Annotated in this window: 16 protein-coding genes; 8 read left to right on the top strand and 8 right to left on the bottom strand. The window is 65.5% G+C overall.

All coding sequences use genetic code 11. The annotated features are described in order from the left end of the window. Positions 1-855: a prephenate dehydratase gene (locus AXW83_RS25950; RefSeq protein ID WP_066619330.1), complete on the bottom strand. Its 855-nt coding sequence runs from the start codon at positions 853-855 to the stop codon at positions 1-3. Between the two features lie 5 nt (positions 856-860). Then, a complete protein-coding gene (locus AXW83_RS25945; RefSeq protein WP_066619327.1) occupies positions 861-1,604 on the bottom strand; it encodes a 3-deoxy-manno-octulosonate cytidylyltransferase in 744 nt (247 codons plus the stop codon). A 228-nt stretch (positions 1,605-1,832) separates the two neighbouring features. On the opposite strand from AXW83_RS25945, the gene AXW83_RS25940 reads away from it, so the two are divergent. From AXW83_RS25940 to AXW83_RS25905, 8 genes are all read left to right on the top strand, one after another. After that, positions 1,833-2,369: a c-type cytochrome gene (locus AXW83_RS25940; protein WP_066621310.1), complete on the top strand. Its 537-nt coding sequence runs from the start codon at positions 1,833-1,835 to the stop codon at positions 2,367-2,369. A gap of 177 nt (positions 2,370-2,546) precedes the next feature. Beyond that, positions 2,547-4,415 carry an extracellular solute-binding protein gene (locus AXW83_RS25935; RefSeq protein ID WP_066619324.1) on the top strand — a complete coding sequence of 623 codons (1,869 nt, stop codon included), beginning with the start codon at positions 2,547-2,549 and terminating at the stop codon, positions 4,413-4,415. 121 nt (positions 4,416-4,536) lie between these two features. Next, positions 4,537-5,628: a microcin C ABC transporter permease YejB gene (locus tag AXW83_RS25930; protein ID WP_066619321.1), complete on the top strand. Its 1,092-nt coding sequence runs from the start codon at positions 4,537-4,539 to the stop codon at positions 5,626-5,628. Between the two features lie 4 nt (positions 5,629-5,632). Next, on the top strand, positions 5,633-6,814 hold the full coding sequence (locus tag AXW83_RS25925) for an ABC transporter permease (RefSeq protein ID WP_082767412.1): 1,182 nt from the start codon (positions 5,633-5,635) through the stop codon (positions 6,812-6,814). A 35-nt stretch (positions 6,815-6,849) separates the two neighbouring features. Beyond that, positions 6,850-7,086 (top strand): hypothetical protein, encoded by a 237-nt coding sequence (locus AXW83_RS25920; RefSeq protein ID WP_066619318.1) that lies wholly within the window; start codon positions 6,850-6,852, stop codon positions 7,084-7,086. Between the two features lie 7 nt (positions 7,087-7,093). Beyond that, entirely contained in the window at positions 7,094-7,612 is a 519-nt protein-coding gene (locus tag AXW83_RS25915; RefSeq protein ID WP_066619315.1) for a type II toxin-antitoxin system VapC family toxin, read from the top strand. Beyond that, positions 7,609-9,240, top strand: a complete 1,632-nt coding sequence (locus tag AXW83_RS25910) for an ABC transporter ATP-binding protein (RefSeq protein WP_066619312.1) — start codon at positions 7,609-7,611, stop codon at positions 9,238-9,240. Before AXW83_RS25915 ends, AXW83_RS25910 begins: the two co-directional genes overlap by 4 nt. Positions 9,241-9,242: 2 nt before the next feature. Further along, positions 9,243-10,460 (top strand): phosphopentomutase, encoded by a 1,218-nt coding sequence (locus AXW83_RS25905; protein WP_066619309.1) that lies wholly within the window; start codon positions 9,243-9,245, stop codon positions 10,458-10,460. Between the two features lie 7 nt (positions 10,461-10,467). Here the strand turns inward: AXW83_RS25905 and AXW83_RS25900 are convergent, their stop codons facing one another. The 6 genes from AXW83_RS25900 to AXW83_RS27615 all read right to left on the bottom strand — a co-directional run bounded on the left by AXW83_RS25900 (position 10,468) and on the right by AXW83_RS27615 (position 14,886). Next, positions 10,468-10,923 (bottom strand): arsenate-mycothiol transferase ArsC, encoded by a 456-nt coding sequence (locus tag AXW83_RS25900; RefSeq protein ID WP_066621303.1) that lies wholly within the window; start codon positions 10,921-10,923, stop codon positions 10,468-10,470. A 74-nt stretch (positions 10,924-10,997) separates the two neighbouring features. Beyond that, positions 10,998-11,486, bottom strand: a complete 489-nt coding sequence (locus AXW83_RS25895; protein WP_066619306.1) for a UPF0262 family protein — start codon at positions 11,484-11,486, stop codon at positions 10,998-11,000. 40 nt (positions 11,487-11,526) lie between these two features. Beyond that, complete coding sequence (hisD, locus tag AXW83_RS25890) at positions 11,527-12,819, bottom strand: histidinol dehydrogenase (RefSeq protein ID WP_066619304.1); 1,293 nt, start codon at positions 12,817-12,819, stop codon at positions 11,527-11,529. A gap of 83 nt (positions 12,820-12,902) precedes the next feature. After that, positions 12,903-13,349 carry a DUF2948 family protein gene (locus tag AXW83_RS25885; protein ID WP_066619302.1) on the bottom strand — a complete coding sequence of 149 codons (447 nt, stop codon included), beginning with the start codon at positions 13,347-13,349 and terminating at the stop codon, positions 12,903-12,905. Positions 13,350-13,380: 31 nt separating this feature from the next. After that, complete coding sequence (gene murA, locus AXW83_RS25880) at positions 13,381-14,670, bottom strand: UDP-N-acetylglucosamine 1-carboxyvinyltransferase (protein ID WP_066619300.1); 1,290 nt, start codon at positions 14,668-14,670, stop codon at positions 13,381-13,383. Positions 14,671-14,724: 54 nt separating this feature from the next. Next, entirely contained in the window at positions 14,725-14,886 is a 162-nt protein-coding gene (locus AXW83_RS27615; protein WP_168166157.1) for a hypothetical protein, read from the bottom strand. Between the last annotated feature and the right edge of the window lie 61 nt (positions 14,887-14,947).

Genomic DNA, 14,947 nt, shown 5'->3' with positions numbered 1-14,947 from the left:
TTACTCCCCCGCCTCCGCCAGGCTGTCCCTGAAGGCGTGCGCCGGATAGACGCCGAGTATCTTCATTTCCCGCGAGAAATAATCCAGCTCCTGCAGCGCCCGCTTCAGGTCCGGATCGTCCGGATGGCCCTCGACATCGGCGTAGAACATCGTCGCCGAGAAATGGCCGTCGACCATGTAGCTCTCAAGCTTGGTCATGTTGATGCCGTTGGTAGCGAAGCCACCCATCGCCTTGTAGAGCGCGGCTGGGATGTTGCGGACGCGGAAAACCAGCGTCGTCACCGTCTTGCCGGCGCCCTGCCGGACGAATTCTGGATATTTCGACAGGATGACGAAGCGGGTGGTGTTGTGCGCCTCGTCCTCGATGTCCTCCATCAGGATTTCTAGGCCATAGACCTCGGCGGCGATGCGCGGGGCGATGGCGGCGAGGCTGAGGTCGCCGGCCTCGGCGACCTGCCGGGCAGAGCCTGCCGTGTCGGCTGCGACCTCGGCCTTGAGGCCGAGCTTGCGGATGATCTTGCGGCACTGGCCGAGCGCGTGGATATGGCTCTGAACCGTCTTCAGCGTGCCCAGCGTCGCGCCCTTTGCCGCCATCAGATGGAAGCGGATCGGCAGGAAATGCTCGCCGACGATGTGCAGGCCGGAGCGCGGCAGCAGATGGTGGATGTCGGCGACGCGGCCGGCGATCGAATTGTCGATCGGGATCATGCCGTAGCGCGCCGTGCCTTCACCGACGGCGGCCAGCGCGTCCTCGAAGGTGGCGCAGGGCAGCAATTCGCAGTCGGGGAAGGCCTGCAGGGCGGCCTGCGACGAGAAGGCGCCGGGCTCGCCCTGATAGGACACGATGACAGGCATTTGGATCAGGCTCCGGGGCGGGATTTCAGGATCACGCGGGCGCGGTCCAGATCGGGCGGCGTATCGACGCCGCGAGGGACGTGGTCGATGATCATCGCATCGATGCGCATACCGTCCTCGATCGCCCGAAGCTGCTCGAGGCTCTCGCGCTTCTCCAGCATCGACTGGGGCAGGCTGACGAAGCGGTCGAGCGCGGCGCGGCGATAGGCGTAGAGTCCGACGTGATGATAGAGCGGTCCCTCGCCATAGGGCGCGGTGGCCCTGGTGAAATAGAGCGCCCGCAGCCGGTCGGGCGCAACATGGCTGCCGATCAGCTTGACGACGCTCGGCGCGGACTTCTCCTCGTCCTCGGTGATCAGACCCACCAGCGTGGCAATATCGACCGCGGGGTCGGACAGGGGTGTAATCGCAGCGGCGATGGAGGCGGGCTCCAGCGTGGGGAAATCACCCTGCACATTGACGATGACGTCATGCCGACCCTCCGGATCGAGGATGTCGGCGGCCTCCTTGATGCGGTCGGAACCCGAGGGGTGGTCGTCGCGCGTCATGACGGCCCGGCCTCCGGCCGCCTCGATCGCAGCACAGATCCCGGGGAAATCCGTCGCGACCGCGACGGGGCCGATTCCGGCCGCGACGGCGCGCCGCCAGACCCGGACGATCATCGCCTCGCCATGGATGTCGGCCAGCGGCTTGCCGGGAAGGCGGGTCGCCCTCATGCGGGCGGGGATCAGGATCAAGGGCTCGGACATCGGATCGGCGGAACTCGTGGGTGGGCGGCTTGCGTGGCGGATGTGTCGCGTGCGGGCACGGCTGCAAGCGTCAAAAGGTCTCAAAGCGGAGGGTGCTTATACGAGTTGCATTGCAGCGCGCAAAGCGGCTAAGCAACGGCTTGAGGTTGGAGCCTTTCGAGACTCCGACTGATGCGCTGTCTTGCCTCCCGCGCCGTGAGCGCTGTCGGGGCCTGGGGTTCGAACACGATGGATATCGAAACCAACAAGATCGCCGGGGCGGTTCTCTCCACGCTGCTCGTGGTGATGGGCCTGAGCATGATTTCGGGGATCGTGTTCACCCCGCACAAGCCTGCAGTACCCGGCTTCGACCTGCCGAGCGAGGAACCGGCCGCAGCGGCAGGCGGCGCGGCCGCCGCAGCCGACGAGCCCATCACGGTTCGTCTCGCCAAGGCCGACCCGGCCAAGGGCGAAAAGGCCGTCGGCGCCTGCAAGGCTTGCCACACCTTCGAGCAGGGCGGCGCCAACAAGGTCGGACCGCATCTCTACGATGTCTACGGACGTCCCAAGGCAGGCGTCGAGGGCTTCGGCTATTCGGCCGCGATGAAGGCCAAGTCGGGCGAGAAGTGGGAGGCCGAGCAGCTCGACGGCTTCCTGAAGAACCCGAAGGCCTATATGCCCGGCACGATCATGGCCTTCGCCGGCCTCGGCAAGGCCGATACACGCGCCGACGTGGTCGCCTATCTGAACACGCTCTCGGGCTCGCCCAAGCCTCTGCCGAAATAAGCGCCTGCGTCCATACGGCGCGCCGCGACCATCTCAGAGCCGGGCCGTCCAGCCCGGCTTTTGCTTGCCGCGGCCATGCTCTTGCCGTCACCATGGCGGCAAGGTCGCGTCCGCTTGGTGACACCTGCTACAGGCGACATCATGCGGCAACGATTCGATAGCGGAGGCACTTGGACCATGGCGACGCGCATCACCCGCCGCAGGCTGCTAGAGGCAGGAGGGGCGCTGGCCGCCAGCGCGGCCCTCCCCGCTCAGGTGAGCAGGGCACTGGCGCAGGAGAGCGAGATTCATGGGCTCTCGACCTTCGGCGAACTGGGGCTGCCGGCCGACTTCCGGCATTTCGCCTATGTAAACCCGCAGGCGCCCAAGGGTGGCACGCTGACGATCCAGATCAAGCGCGGCAGCGGCAACCAGAGCTTCGACACCTTCAATACGCTGAATACCTTCGTGCTGCAGGGCGACGGCGCGGCGGGCATGGAGGCCTGCTTCGACAGCCTGATGGCGGGCTCCGGCGACGAACCGGGCTCGCTCTACGGGCTGCTGGCCCGGAGCGTCGCGATTTCGTCCGACAAGCTGACCTACCGCTTCCGCCTGCGGCCGGAGGCGAAGTTCCATGACGGTTCGCGGGTAACGGCCGGCGACGTCGCCTTCACGATGAACCTGCTCAAGGCGAAGGGGCACCCGTCGTTCAGGCTGGTCCTGAACGAGATGGTCTCGGCGACGGCCGAAGGCGAGGATATCGTCGTCGTCACGCTCTCGCCCAAGCGCAGCCGCGACCTGCATCTGGTGGTCGCCGGTCTGCCGGTTTTTTCCGAGAAATACTGGTCGACGCGCGATTTCAGCGCCTCGACGCTGGAGCCGCCGCTAGGCTCTGGCGCCTACAAGGTCGGGCGCTTCGAGCAGGGCCGCTACATCGAGTTCGAGCGCGTACCGGACTACTGGGCCAGGGATCTGCCGGTGAATATCGGCGTCAACAATTTCGACCGGGTGCGTTGGGAGTATTTCCGCGACCGCCAGGTGGCTTTCGAGGCGTTCAAGAGCGGCGTCATCACCTTCCAGGAGGAGTTCACCTCGAGGATCTGGGCGACGGGCTATGATTTCCCGGCGATCCATGAGGGCAAGGTCAAGAAGGAAGGCCTGCCGAAGACGGACCCCACTGGCTCGCAGGGCTGGGTGTTCAACCTACGCCGGGAGAAGTTCGCCGATCCGCGCATCCGCGAGGCGCTGGGCCTGTGCTTCGACTTCGAATGGACGAACAAGAACATCATGTTCTCGTCCTTCAGCCGGATGACCTCCTATTTCGAGAACTCGGATTCCAAGGCGGTAGGCAAGCCCTCGCCGGCGGAACTCGTGCTGCTCGAACCCTTCCGCGGCAAGGTGCCCGACGAGGTCTTCGACGAGCCCTGGCTGCCGCCGGTCTCCGACGGGTCGGGCAGCGACCGCAATCTGCTACGCAAAGCCGACGAGATGTTCCGTGCCGCCGGCTGCAAGCGCGACGGCAATATTCTGAAGCTGCCGAACGGGCAGCCCTTCGAAATCGAGTTCCTCGATTCCCAGCCGGCGCTGCAGCCCCATACCCAGCCCTTCCAGGCCAATCTCAAGCGGCTCGGGATCAACGCGACCTCGCGCATCGTCGATGCCTCGCAATATCAGCGCCGGCTCGACGAGTTCGATTTCGACATCATCAGCCGGGCGCTGGGCGGCAGCGCGATCCCCAGCGATTCGCTTCGCATCGTCTATGGTTCGGAGGCCGCCAAGACGCGCGGCTCGCGCAATTCGGGCGGCATCAGCGATCCCGCCATCGACGCCATGATCGAGAAAATCGGCCAGGCCGACAGCTATGCCGAGGTCGTGGTCGCGGCCAAATGCCTCGACCGACTGCTGCGGGCCGGCCGCTACTGGATCCCGATGTGGTGGAACCCGACCGAATGGCTGGCCTATTGGGACATGTTCGACCGGCCGCAGACCAAGCCGAAATACGCATCCGGCGCCCCTTCGATCTGGTGGTACGATGTGGAAAAGGCCAAGCGGATCGGGAAGGCTTGATGGTGGGCCTTCAGAACAAGCCGTCATTCTCGGGCGAAGCGAAGCGCAGACCCGAGAATCTCGCGCAAGAGATGCTCGGGTCAAGCCCGAGCATGACGCACGTACATGACCGGCGCTTCAGATGCTAAACTACATCGCCCGCCGCATCGCGCTGATGGTCCCGACGCTGTTCGGCATCTTGCTAATTTCGTTCGTGATCGTGCAGTTCGCGCCGGGCGGCCCCGTCGAGCGCGTGATCTCGCAGTTGCAGAACCCCAACAGCAGCACGAGCGACCGCGTCGGCGGTGGGCAAGGCGGCGACGGGCTGCAGGCGGGCGGCGACGCAAGTTCGGCCTATCGCGGCGCGCAGGGGCTCGATCCCGCCTTCATCAAGGAACTGGAAAAGCAGTTCGGTTTCGACAAGCCGGCGCATGAGCGCTTCGCGAAAATGCTGGGCGATTATATCCGCTTCGATTTCGGCCGCAGCTATTTTCGCGATGCGCCGGTGCTGCAGCTGATCAAGGAGAAACTGCCGGTCTCGATCTCGCTGGGGCTGTGGATGACGCTGCTCTCCTATGCGATCTCGATCCCGCTCGGCATCCGCAAGGCGGTGAAGGACGGCTCGCGCTTCGATACCTGGACGAGCGCGGTCGTCATCGTCGGCTACGCGATTCCAGGCTTCCTGTTCGCGATCCTGCTGATCGTGCTGTTTGCCGGCGGCTCGTTCTGGCAGGTCTTTCCCTTGCGCGGGCTCTATTCCGACAATTTCGCGCAGTTGAGCGTCTTCGGGAAGATCGCGGATTATCTCTGGCACATCGCCCTGCCGGTCACTGCAATGGCGCTGGGCGCGTTTGCGACCTCGACGCTGCTGACCAAGAACTCGTTCCTCGACGAAATCCGGAAGCAATATGTCCTGACCGCGCGGATGAAGGGGCTTTCCGAACGCGGCGTGCTCTACGGCCATGTCTTCCGCAACGCCATGCTGATCGTGATCGCGGGCTTCCCGGGTGCCTTCGTCCATGCGCTTTTCGCCGGTTCGCTGCTGATCGAGACGATCTTCTCGCTGGATGGGCTGGGGCTTTTGTCCTTCGAGGCGATCGTCAACCGCGACTACCCGGTCGTCTTCGCCAATCTCTACATCTTCTCGCTGATCGGCCTGTTCGTGCATCTCATCACTGACCTGACCTACACTTGGGTCGACCCCCGCATCGATTTCGAGACGCGGGAGACGTAAGGGCATGAGCGACACGCTGATCGAAGCGCCGCCGGCAGCCCTGCGCGGCATGGCCCCCGCACTCGCTCCCGCCGAGGCCGGACAGCAGGGGTGGTTGAAGCTTTCGCCGATCAACCGACGGCGGCTGAACAACTTCAAGGCCAACAAGCGCGGCTGGTGGTCGCTCTGGCTCTTCCTGACCCTGTTCGTGCTGTCGCTCTTCGCCGAATTCCTCGCGAACGACCGGCCGCTGATCGTGCGCTACAAGGGCGAGTGGCTGTTTCCTGTCGCGGTGAACTACCCCGAGGAGAAGTTCGGCGGCTTCCTCGCCACCACCGATTATCGCGACCCCGTCATCGCCAAGGAGATCGGCGCGAATGGCTGGGCCATCTGGCCGCCGATCCGCTATTCCTACCAGACGCACAACCTCGACCTGCCCGTGCCGGCGCCGGCCCCGCCGACCTGGATGCTCAAGGACGAGCAGTGCCAAGTCATCGCGCAGCGCAGCGGCGGCACGGGCTGCCGCGACTTGGAATGGAACTGGCTCGGCACCGACGACCAGGGCCGCGACGTCGTCGCGCGGCTGATCTACGGGTTCCGCATCTCGATCCTGTTCGGGCTGATCCTGTGCGGCATCTCCTCGGTGATCGGGATCGCGGCGGGCGCCATCCAGGGCTATTTCGGCGGCTGGACCGACCTGATCTTCCAGCGTGTCATCGAGATCTGGACCTCGATCCCGGCGCTCTATCTGCTGATCATCGTGGCGGCGATCATCACGCCGAGCTTCTTCGTGCTGCTCGGCATCCTGCTGCTGTTTTCCTGGGTCGCGCTCGTCGGCGTGGTCAGGGCCGAGTTCCTGCGGGCGCGCAATTTCGAGTATGTCCGGGCCGCCCGCGCGCTCGGGCTCTCCAACGCGTCGATCATGGTCAAGCATCTTCTGCCCAACGCCATGGTCGCGACGCTGACCTTTCTGCCCTTCATCCTGAACGGCTCGATCACCACGCTGACGTCGCTCGACTTCCTGGGCTTCGGCCTGCCGCCGGGCTCGCCCTCGCTGGGGGAGCTTCTGGCACAGGGCAAGTCGAACCTGCAGGCGCCCTGGCTCGGGCTCTCGGGCTTCGTCGTGATCGCACTGATGCTGTCGCTGCTGATCTTCATCGGCGAGGCGGTCCGGGATGCGTTCGATCCACGGAAGACGTTCGCATGATGGATGTGATAGGATCGCCGTCGAGGAGAGAGGCGATGAACAAGATCGTGCGAGAGCATTATCCGGTCGAACGGTTACCCGAGGATTTGCGGGCCGAACTCGGGCTCGTGCAGACTGTGACACTAGTCATCGAAACCGACGGCGAAAAATCGAGGAGCGTCGATAGGGCTGCCGCGATCGCCGAGTTGCTAGAACATCGCCGAACATTGCGGCCAAGCGCGGACGATTCGGTCGAACGGGTTCGCAAGCTCCGCGACGAATGGGACTCCTAGCGCAAAAATGGCGCTTGTTTACCTCGACGCCTGCGCGATTATCGACGCCAGAGAAAAACAGACGCCTGTAGGACAGGCGTTGGTAAACCTCATCGTCGATCACGCCAATGACGAGCCTCCGTTCATCACGAGCGACCTCTCGCTTGTCGAGGTTCTGAACAAGCCAATCCAAGGCTTGATCGATCGAAAGCCGGAACTCGAAGACCCTACTAAGCGAGCAGATCACGATTGGTATCTCGGCAACCTGATCCCCGAGGGACTACTCCTCCAGACGAAGCCTCTGCATCGCGACATATTGCTTCAAGCGGCAATTATGCGTGCGCGGATGTCATCGTTGAAGACACCCGACGCGATTCATGCGGCCACAGCATATCATTTCGGTTGCACGCATTTTGTTACGGGCGACACAAGGCTAGCACGGGGTCTCGATCGCGACGACGCGTGGCGCGCGTCGCCTCGGCGCTTCCATTTCGTGAAGATGACGGTTGAAGCCTTGGACGCCTTGAGAAACGAACTGAATTCTTGACCCCCTCCCCCCTCCTCTCCGTCGAGAATCTCTCTGTCGCCTTTCGCCAGGGCGGGCGCGAGACGCTGGCCGTCGACCGTGTCTCGTTCGAAGTCTCCAAAGGCGAGACGCTCGCCATCGTCGGCGAGTCCGGTTCGGGCAAGTCGGTCTCGGCGTTGTCGATCCTAAAGCTGCTGAATTATCCGTCCGCCTATCACCCGTCCGGCAAGGTGTTGTTCAACGGCCAGGACCTGATCGCGGCCGATGAGGACGCGATGCGTAAAGTGCGCGGCAACGACATCACCATGGTGTTCCAGGAGCCGATGACCTCGCTCAACCCGCTGCATACGATCGCGCGGCAGATCGGGGAGATTCTGGAGCTTCACAAGGGACTGCGTGGTGACAAGGCGCGCGCCCGGACGCTCGAATTACTGGCGCTGGTCGGCATCCGCGATGCCGAAAGCCGGCTGGAGGCCTATCCGCACCAGCTGTCCGGCGGGCAGCGCCAGCGGGTGATGATCGCGATGGCGCTCGCCAACGAGCCGGATCTTTTGATCGCCGACGAGCCTACGACGGCGCTCGACGTCACCGTACAGGCGCAGATCCTGAAGCTCTTGAAGGAGCTTCAGGGCCGGCTCGGCATGGCGATGCTGTTCATCACCCATGATCTCGGTATCGTCAGGCGCATCGCCGACCGGGTCTGTGTCATGCTGAAGGGCAAGATCGTCGAGCAGGGACCGGTCGCCGAAATCTTCGGCAATCCGCAGCACGACTATACGAAGCGCCTGCTTGCGGCCGAGCCGAAGGGGCGCCCCGGGCCGATCGCGACGGATGCGGCGACGCTGCTCGAAGCCGGGCCGATGAAGATCTGGTTCCCGATCAAGACGGGCTTTTTGCGCAAGACGACCGGCCATGTGAAGGCCGTGGATGGGATCTCGATTTCCGTGCGCGCGGGCGAGACGCTCGGCGTCGTCGGGGAATCGGGTTCGGGCAAAACGACGCTGGGGCTCGCCATCCTGAGGCTGATCTCGTCGGAGGGGCCGATCGTGTTTCTCGGCGACAGGCTCGACGGGCTGACGAGTTCGCAGGTCCGGCCCAAGCGCAAGGACCTGCAAGTCGTCTTCCAGGACCCCTACGGCTCGCTGTCGCCGCGCATGTCGGTGGCCGAGATCGTTGCCGAGGGGCTGACCGTGCAGGAGAGCGGGCTGAGCTATGGCGAGCGCCGCGAGATCGTCGCCCACGCACTGCAGGATGTTGGGCTCGATCCCTCCGCCATGGACCGCTACCCGCACGAGTTCTCGGGCGGCCAGCGCCAGCGCATCGCGATCGCACGCGCCATGGCGCTCGACCCCAAATTCGTCGTGCTGGACGAGCCGACCTCGGCGCTGGACATGTCGGTACAGGCGCAGATCGTCGATCTGCTGCGCGACCTGCAGGCGAAGCGGAAGCTCGGCTATCTCTTCATCAGCCATGATCTCAAGGTGGTACGGGCGCTGTCGCACCGGGTTCTGGTGATGCAGAACGGCAAGGTGGTCGAGGAAGGCCCCGCCGAGGAGATTTTTGCCCGGCCGAGAGAGGCCTACACGCAGGCCCTGCTGGCCGCAGCGCTCAATCTCGAACCGGTCGGCGTTGCCGCCGTCAGGGACTGACGGTGGCGCGCGCCATCCTGATCGTGCTCGATTCCGTCGGTTGCGGCGGGGCGGAGGATGCCGCCGCCTATGGCGATGAGGGCGCAGATACGCTCGGCCATATCGCGCAGGCCTGCATCGATGGGCGCGGCGACCGCGAAGGCCTTCGCCATGGCCCGCTGGCACTGCCCAACCTTGCCCGGCTCGGCCTTGCCCATGCTTGCGAAGCGTCGACGGGATCGCCGCTCGCCGGCGTCGCCAAGCCCGTCATTCCCACTGGCCAATACGGCTACGGCGTCGAGATCAGCCAGGGCAAGGATACGCCGTCGGGCCATTGGGAGATCGCCGGCTGTCCCGTGCCGTTCGCCTGGGGGTACTTCACCGCGCTGGAGAACTCCTTCCCACCGGATCTGACTGCCGCGATCATCCGGGAGGGCGCCCTGCCCGGCATTCTCGGCAACAAGCATGCCTCGGGTGTCGGGATCATCGACGAGCTGGCGTCGGAGCATATCCGTACGGGCAAGCCGATCTGCTACACATCCGTCGATTCCGTGCTGCAGATCGCCGCGCATGAGGAGCATTTCGGGCTGGAGCGGCTCTACGCGCTCTGCCGCACCGTACGCGTGCTGGTCGATCCGCTGCGGGTCGGCCGTGTCATCGCACGGCCCTTCGTCGGCAGCGAGGAAACCGGGTTTTCGCGCACCGGGAACCGCAAGGATTTCGCCATTCCGCCGCCCGACGAGACGATCCTCGACCGTCTGGCGGCACGGGGCCGCAGCGTCGTCACCGTCGGCAAGATCGGCGACATCTTCGCCCATCGTGCGACGGGCGAGGAGGTCAAGCGATTCGGCAATGCGGCGATGTTCGAGGCGGCGCTCGAGGCGCTGGAGCGCCTGCCGGATGGCGGCTTCTGCTTCGTCAACCTCGTCGATTTCGACACGGAGTTCGGCCATCGCCGCGACGTGCCGGGCTATGCCGCGGCGCTGGAGGCGTTCGATGCGATGCTGCCTCGGCTGGAGGCGGCGCTGAAGCCGGGCGATCTCGCGGTCATCACCGCCGACCATGGCAACGACCCGACCTGGCCGGGCACCGACCATACCCGCGAGAATGTGCCGATCCTGGCCTTCGGCCCCGATATCGCCGCAGGCTCGATCGGACGGCGCGCGAGTTTCTCCGACATCGCTGCCACGATCGGCCAATGGCTGGGCGTCGGGTCTGTCGGGCCGGGGCGGGCTTGGTAGAACGTCCTCAGCTCTTCAGCCGCTCCTTGATCCGCTTCATCAGCCCGTCGCGGACCTCGCGATATGCGTCGAGCATGTGCTCGCGCGATCCCTGCACCGCAGTGGGGTCGACAGTCGGCCAATACTCCACGTCGGCAGCGACGGTACGGGTCAGATCGAGCGCCTTGTGATGGGCTTCCGGCGAGAGCGAGACGATGAGGTCGAAGTTCAGACCCTCCCACTCCTCAAGCTCCTCGATCGACTTCGGCTTATGCTTGTGGGCGTCGATGCCGATCTCGTCGAGCACCGTCAAGGCAAAGCCGTCGATCTCACCCTTGCGGGCGCCCGCCGACTGGACATAGATCGCCTTGCCGAAGAAATGCTTGGCCATGGCCTCGGCCATCGGCGACCGGACGGCGTTCTGCGCGCACATGAACAACACGCTCTGGACCTTGCGCAGCGGCCTGGGGGCGTTCGGCGACATTTCGTCGTCCGTGCCGGGGCCCATGCCGCCCGGAGGCGTCTTGCCGCCTGGAAACGCCTTGGGCTCCACCCGCGTCAGCCCTTCCAGTGCAGGGCGTAGATCAGGGTGAAGAAGCGGCGGGCCGTGTCATGATCGACCTCTACCTTGGTGGCGAGGCGCTCGACCAGGATGCCGGCCGCCTCGTCATGGAGGCCGCGCCTGCCCATGTCGATCGCCTCGATCTGCGAGGGCGTCGCGGTGCGGATGGCGGCATAGTAGCTCTCGCAGACCATCTCGTAGTCCTTGATGATGCGCTTGAAGGGGGTGAGCGAGAGATGATGGGCAATGACGGGCGTGCCGTCGGCCTGTTTGATCTCGAAGACGAGCCGGCGTTCCACCAGCGCGAGATGGGCGAGATAGGGACCGCCCTCATGCTCGGGAAGTGCAAAGTGATTGCGCTCGATCAGGTCATAGATCGCAATCGCGCGCTCGTGCTCCTGATCGGGCGTGCCCCGGCCGAGCGAGGCTTCGTCGAGGGTGACGCCGATCAGGCACTGCCTGTCGGCTGGTGGGCTTTCGGACATGCGGTCTCCGGTCGGCGCTGAGCGGCGTTGCGGAACTGGCTCAGAGATTCAGCCTGATCGTCACGGAACGGCCATGCGCCTGCAAGCCCTCCGCTTCGGCAAGTTCCACGGCCGCAGGCGCCAATGCGCGCAAACCGTCGGGGCTGCATCTCAACAGCGATGTCCGCTTCATGAAGTCCGGCACGCCGAGGCCAGACGAGAAGCGCGCCGAGCGGGCCGTCGGCAGCACATGGTTTGGCCCGCCGACATAGTCGCCGATCGCTTCCGGCGTATGACCGCCGAGGAAGATCGCGCCGGCATTGCGGATCAGTCCGGAAAGCCGCTCGGGATCGGCCGTGATGATCTCGAGATGCTCCGGCGCCAATCGGTCGACCAGCGGAACCGCCGCCTCGAGATCGGCGACCAGGATGATCGCGCCGAAATCCTGCCAGCTTCGCGCCGCGATGGCCTGGCGCGGCAAGGTCTTCAGCTGTGCCTGCACGGCCTTCTCGACCTCTTCGGCGAGCGCGGCGTCGTCGGTCATGAGAATCGGCTGGGCCGAGGCATCATGCTCGGCCTGCGCCAGAAGGTCGGCCGCGATCCAGTCGGGATTGGCGGTCCTGTCGGCGATGACCAGCACTTCCGAGGGGCCGGCGATCATGTCGATGCCGACCTGGCCGAAGACGCGGCGCTTGGCGGCGGCGACATAAGCGTTGCCCGGCCCGACGATCTTGGCGACGGGTGCGATCGAGGCGGTGCCATAGGCCAGCGCCGCCACCGCCTGCGCGCCACCGATCCGATAGACCTCGTCGACGCCGGCCAGGCGCGCGGCCGCCAGCACAAGCGGGTTGGTCTGCCCGCGCGGGGTCGGGGCGACCATGACGATGCGGTCGACGCCGGCGACCTTCGCCGGCACAGCGTTCATCAAGACGGAAGAGGGATAGCTCGCGGTGCCGCCCGGCACATAGAGGCCGACGGCCTCGATCGCGCTCCAGCGCCAGCCGCTCTCGACGCCGAGCGCGTCGCGCTCCCAGGAATCGGCCGGCTTCTGGCGCCGGTGATAGGTCTCGATCCGCCCGCGCGCGGTCTCCAGCGCCGCCAACCTGTCCGGCGAGCAGGCTGTGATGGCAGCGTCGATCTCGGCCTCGCCGACGCGCAGGGTCTGCGGCGTGAGGTCGAGTTCGTCGAAGCGGCTGGTCAGCGCGACGACCGCCTTGTCGCCATCTGCGCGGACCTGCGCGATGATGTCGGCGGCGACCGCATCGACCTCTTCCGAGACCTCGCGCTTGGCCGTCAGCAGCGCGGCGAAAGCCTGAGCGAAACCGGCATCCCTGTCATCGAGCCTGATGGGCATCGTTCATTCCTGAAATCTGTCCATCCTGACGATCGCGAGGGCCTAAAGCCGTCCGATCGCCGATTTGCTTTGTCCCGAAGGGGTCAGGCGGCGTCCGGGTGGTCCGGAGCTGCGGCGGCTTCCCAGATCGGACCGAGGTCCTTCATCTGGGCCTCGACGCATTCGACCTCCAGCCGGATCGCGGCGCCATCCGAGAAATGCAGGGTGACGGCACCCGCCGGGCTCTCGGCCTCGACGAAGGTGATCGCCAACAGATTGAGCACCGCGTCGGACGCGGCCGGGTCGATCTTCGTGCTGCGCGCCGCGGTGACGCGCTCGAAATGCAGCGCGGTGAGGCGGCGGCGCTTGTGGCCGGTCTGAGCGCCTTCCCAGTCGAAGCGCCGCGCCGCCAGGGCGAAGCGACGCTCAGCCGGGAGGAAGACGAGGTCGCCGGTCTTCAGGACGGCATCCTGAAGATGCGTGGACAGGACCGCCAAGTCTTCGGCGTCGAACGCGATCAGCTTCAGCGGGTCTGCGACATCATCCGACATGGACGTGTTCTGGCGAGGCCTTCGGCGAACGTCAACCGCTGATCCGTTCGACCTGCGCACCGCAGCGCGTCAACTTGGCCTCCAGCGCCTCGAAACCACGATCGAGATGGTAGACGCGGTTGATCGTGGTGTCGCCCTCGGCTGCCAGCCCGCCGATAACGAGCGAGACCGAGGCACGTAGATCGGTCGCCATGACAGGCGCGCCGGTCAGCTTGGCGACACCCTCGACATGGGCGACGTCGCCGTCGAGCCTAATCTTCGCCCCAAGACGGGCCAGTTCCTGAACATGCATGAAACGGTTCTCGAAGATGGTCTCGCGGATGCGCGACGTGCCCTTCGCCCGCGTCATCAAGGCCATGAACTGGGCCTGCAGATCGGTCGGGAAGCCGGGGAAGGGATCGGTGTCAACATCGACCGCGTTCAGGCCGGCGCCGTTGCGGCGCACGCGGATGCCTTCATTGGTCGTGGTGATGTCCACTCCCGCCTGCCCCAGCACGTCGAGCGCCGATTGCAGCAGGTCGGCGCGCGCGCCCTCGAGTACGACATCGCCACCAGTCATGGCCACGGCCATGGCGTAGGTGCCGGTCTCGATCCGGTCGGGCAGCACGGCATGGTGGGCGCCGCCGAGCCGGGCGACGCCGGTGACGACGATGCGGGATGTGCCGGCGCCCTCGATCTTGGCGCCCATCTTGATCAGACAGGTGGCGAGATCGGTGACCTCGGGCTCACGCGCCGCATTCTCGATCACCGTCGTGCCGCGCGCGAGAACGGCAGCCATGAGCGCGGTGTGCGTACCGCCGACCGTCACCTTCGGGAAGACGATCTCGGCGCCGCGCAGGCCCTTGGGCGCACGGGCGATCGCGTAGCCGTTTTCGATGACGATCTCGGCGCCGAGCTTTTCCAGCGCCATCAAGAGCAAATCCACGGGACGCGTGCCGATGGCGCAGCCGCCGGGCAGGGAGACCTTGGCTTCACCCATCCGCGCCAGAATCGGTGCGATGACCCAGAAGCTGGCGCGCATGGTCGAGACCAGCTCATAGGGGGCGCAGGTATCGACGATCTGGCGCGCGGTCAGCGCGATCGTCTGGCCGGTCTCGGCCGACTGGCCGACGCGCTTGCCGGCTATCGACCGATCGACGCCCTGGTTGGAGAGGATGCGCGAGAGGGCGCTGACATCCGAGAGGCGCGGCACATTGGCCAGCGTCAGGGTCTCGTCGGTCAGCAGGCTCGCGATCATCAGCGGCAATGCGGCGTTCTTCGCGCCCGAAATCGGGATGCTGCCGTTGAGCTGCTGGCCGCCGGTGATGCGTATCCTGTCCATGTCATGTCCTGTCGGGCCGACGCGGCTGCAGCCGGCGGTCGTTTTGAAGGCGGGTCAGGACCGGGAGGAATCGGCCTGGGCTTGCGGAGCCGGCTCCTGTGCGAGCGCCTCATCCGCACGACGGGCACGAGCCTGAACCTTGCGGCGTTTCAGGTTCTCGCGCAGGGCGGCCGCAAGGCGCGCCCTCTTCTCGTCGTCGGCGGATGGCTGGCTCACGGCATCAACTCGGCACCATGGTTCAACGCCGGGATCGCGGCGAATTCGCGACGAAGCGTTA

Origin of the sequence: Bosea sp. PAMC 26642 (assembly GCF_001562255.1) — a bacterium.
Taxonomy (GTDB): domain Bacteria; phylum Pseudomonadota; class Alphaproteobacteria; order Rhizobiales; family Beijerinckiaceae; genus Allobosea.
The sequence above is the reverse complement of the archived record's forward strand: the minus strand, read 5'-3'. Positions and strand labels throughout refer to the sequence as shown.